At 70.4% G+C, this 2842-nt stretch carries 5 protein-coding genes; 3 read left to right on the top strand and 2 right to left on the bottom strand.

All coding sequences use genetic code 11. The features are described 5' to 3' along the window. Positions 1–475: tyrosine-type recombinase/integrase (locus ABZ484_RS38540; protein WP_358870609.1), on the top strand; the 475-nt coding region annotated here is incomplete at its 5' end. Between the two features lie 7 nt (positions 476–482). On the opposite strand, the gene sodN is transcribed toward ABZ484_RS38540, so the two are convergent. Further along, complete coding sequence (gene sodN / locus ABZ484_RS38535; protein ID WP_004983535.1) at positions 483–878, bottom strand: superoxide dismutase, Ni; 396 nt, start codon at positions 876–878, stop codon at positions 483–485. Positions 879–1023: 145 nt separating this feature from the next. On the opposite strand from sodN, the gene sodX reads away from it, so the two are divergent. Next, positions 1024–1458, top strand: a complete 435-nt coding sequence (gene sodX, locus ABZ484_RS38530; RefSeq protein WP_358870610.1) for a nickel-type superoxide dismutase maturation protease — start codon at positions 1024–1026, stop codon at positions 1456–1458. On the opposite strand, the gene ABZ484_RS38525 is transcribed toward sodX, so the two are convergent. Next, on the bottom strand, positions 1341–1991 hold the full coding sequence (locus tag ABZ484_RS38525; protein ID WP_358870608.1) for a CGNR zinc finger domain-containing protein: 651 nt from the start codon (positions 1989–1991) through the stop codon (positions 1341–1343). The two genes, sodX and ABZ484_RS38525, sit on opposite strands and share 118 nt — an antisense overlap. Before the next feature lie 100 nt (positions 1992–2091). On the opposite strand from ABZ484_RS38525, the gene ABZ484_RS38520 reads away from it, so the two are divergent. Beyond that, the coding region (locus tag ABZ484_RS38520) for a class I SAM-dependent methyltransferase (RefSeq protein WP_358870607.1) at positions 2092–2842 on the top strand (751 nt) is incomplete at its 3' end.

Genomic DNA, 2842 nt, shown 5'->3' with positions numbered 1-2842 from the left:
GACCGCCAAGTCCCGGCGTACGGTGCCGGTCGGCGAGCTCGTCACCGACGCACTCCTCACGCACCTTGCCGCACGACCCTCCAAGGAGTGGCTGTTCACGATGGAGGAGGGGGAACCGCTCAACTACCGCCGTTGGAAGACCGAATGGAACTGCGCTCGTAAGGAGCTGCAGAAGGCGGAGAACGAGGCGGCCGCGCGCGAGGGCCGCAAGCCCGTCGAGCTGTCCCACATGGTGACCCACGACCTGCGCCACTTCTTCGCCTCCGCCCTCATCGCCGGCGGAGCGAGCGTCAAGCAGGTCCAGATGGTCCTCGGCCACGCGTCCGCCGTCATCACGCTGCGGATCTACGCGCACCTGTGGCCGGGCGAAGAAGACCGCACCCGGACCGTCATGGACGCCGTTCTCGGCGGCCTGCGGACCGGGTGCGGACAGGTAGGCGATGCGACCCGCGAAACCGCAGGTCAGACGGCCTAGCCATAGATCAGGCCTTCTTGGTCTCCCAGAAGATCTTGTCGATCTGGGCGATGTAGTCCAGCGCCTTCTGGCCCGTGGCCGGGTCGGTGGAGGCCTTGGCGGCGGAGAGGGCCTTCAGGGTGTCGTTGACCAGCTGGTGCAGCTCCGGGTACTTCTCGAAGTGCGGCGGCTTGAAGTAGTCGCTCCAGAGCACGGAGACGTGGTGCTTGGCCAGCTCGGCGCGCTGCTCCTTGATGACGGTGGCGCGCGCCTGGAAGTGCGGGTCGTCGTTGCCGGCCATCTTCTCCTGGACGGCCTTCACCGACTCCGCCTCGATGCGGGCCTGGGCCGGGTCGTACACACCGCAGGGCAGGTCGCAGTGCGCGCTGACCTTGACCTTGGGGGCAAACAGGCGGGAAAGCATGGAGCATTCCTTCCTCGTGATCGTCTTCTCAGGTGGGACATTACTCCCTGCAAGGCGTGTTTTCGCGAGTGCCCCCTAGGGCTTAGGACAAAAGTCCAGGGTCAGACTGAGACTGGTGGAGGAACGGACCGGGGAGGTGCCGGGGATGCCGGAGCTGTCGCAGGAGACCGAGCGCAGGGGAGCCGCGCTGCCCTTCGGGCTGGCCGAGGTGACCGGGCCGTCCATGGTGCCCACGCTGTACCACGGGGACCGGCTCGTCGTGCAGTACGGCGCCCGCGTGCGGCCCGGGGATGTGGTCGTCCTGCGCCATCCGTTCCAGCAGGACCTGCTGGTCGTCAAGCGCGCGGTGGAGCTGCGCGAGGGCGGCTGGTGGGTGCTCGGCGACAACGCGTACGCGGGCGGGGACAGCACCGACTACGGGACCGTGCCGGAGGAGCTGATCCTGGGGAAGGTGTGGTTCCGCTACCGGCCGCGGCCGGCCGGCCGGCGCTCGCCGCTGGCGGTGGCGCGCTGGGTGCTGTCGGCGGCCAGGCCCGTGCTCTCCGACCGGTCGGCCTCCAGGCGCTTGCGGGCGCGGTAGGCGGCCACGTTGGCGCGGGTGGCGCAGCGGTCGGAGCAGTAGCGGCGCGAGCGGTTGGTCGAGGTGTCCAGATAGGCGTTGCGGCAGGGGGCGGCCTCGCACAGGCCGAGGCGGTCCACGCCGTACTCGGTGAGGTGGAAGGCCAGGCCCATCGCGGCGATCGCGGCGTAGCCGGCGGTCGCGTTGGACGGGTGGTCCGCCAGGTGCATGTGCCACAGCGGGCGGCCGTCCTCGTCGCGGTGATCGTGCCCGGAGATCTGCGGGCTCACCGGGAACTCCAGCAGCAGGGAGTTCAGCAGGGCCACCGCGAGGGTCTCGTCACCCTGGTCCGCCGCCTCGAAGACCGCACGCAGCCGGGCCCGCACCGAGCGGAAGCGGGTCACGTCGGCCTCGGTGGCGCGCCGGGCGGCCGAGGCGTTGCCGCCGAACAGGTCCCGGACCGCCTCGACCGAGGTCAGCGTGTCCTTGCCCCGGGCCGGTTCCTCACTGTTGACGAGACGTACGGCGTAGTCCGAGTAATAGGCCAGTTCCACTTGTAGTCCTTACGCGGGAGCTCTATGGTGACGAGCGCGACCGTGTAACAGACGGTCGTGCTTTCAGGGTATTACGCGAACGGCGTCAGGGAGGGCAGCGATGACGGACACGAGTACGGACACCACCGCGGCGGGGGCCGACTGGCAGGCCTGGCAGAAGAGCTGGGACCGGCAGCAGGAGTGGTACATGCCCGACCGCGAGGACCGCTTCCGCATCATGCTGGACATGGTGGAGGCGCTCGTCGGCACCACGCCGCGCGTCCTGGACCTCGCCTGCGGCACCGGCAGCATCACCGCCCGCCTGCTCGCCCGCTTCCCCGGGGCCACCAGCACCGGCGTCGACCTCGACCCGGCCCTGCTGGCCATCGCGCGGGGCACCTTCGAGGGGGACGAGCGGGCCTCCTTCGTGACGGCCGACCTGAAGGATCCGGCCTGGCGGGCCGAACTGCCGTACGACTCCTACGACGCGGTCCTGACCGCGACGGCCCTGCACTGGCTGCACCGTGAACCCCTCGCCGCCCTCTACGGTCAGGTCGCGGAACTCGTCCGCGACGGCGGTGTCTTCATGAACGCGGACCACATGATCGACGAGACCACGCCCCGGATCAACGCGGCCGAGCGCGCCCAGCGGCACGGGCGTATGGATCGGGCCAGGCGGGACGGCGCCCTGGACTGGGCCGAGTGGTGGCAGCTGGCCGCCGCCGACCCGGTGCTCGCCGGACCGACGGCCCGCCGTTTCGAGATCTACGGCGAGCACGCCGACGGCGACATGCCGTCCGCCGCCTGGCACGCGCGCGTGCTGCGCGAAAAGGGCTTCGCGGAGGCCCGCCCGGTGTGGTGCTCGCCGTCGG

This window comes from Streptomyces sp. NPDC006393, from assembly GCF_040628575.1.
Taxonomy (GTDB): domain Bacteria; phylum Actinomycetota; class Actinomycetes; order Streptomycetales; family Streptomycetaceae; genus Streptomyces.
The sequence above is the reverse complement of the archived record's forward strand: the minus strand, read 5'-3'. Positions and strand labels throughout refer to the sequence as shown.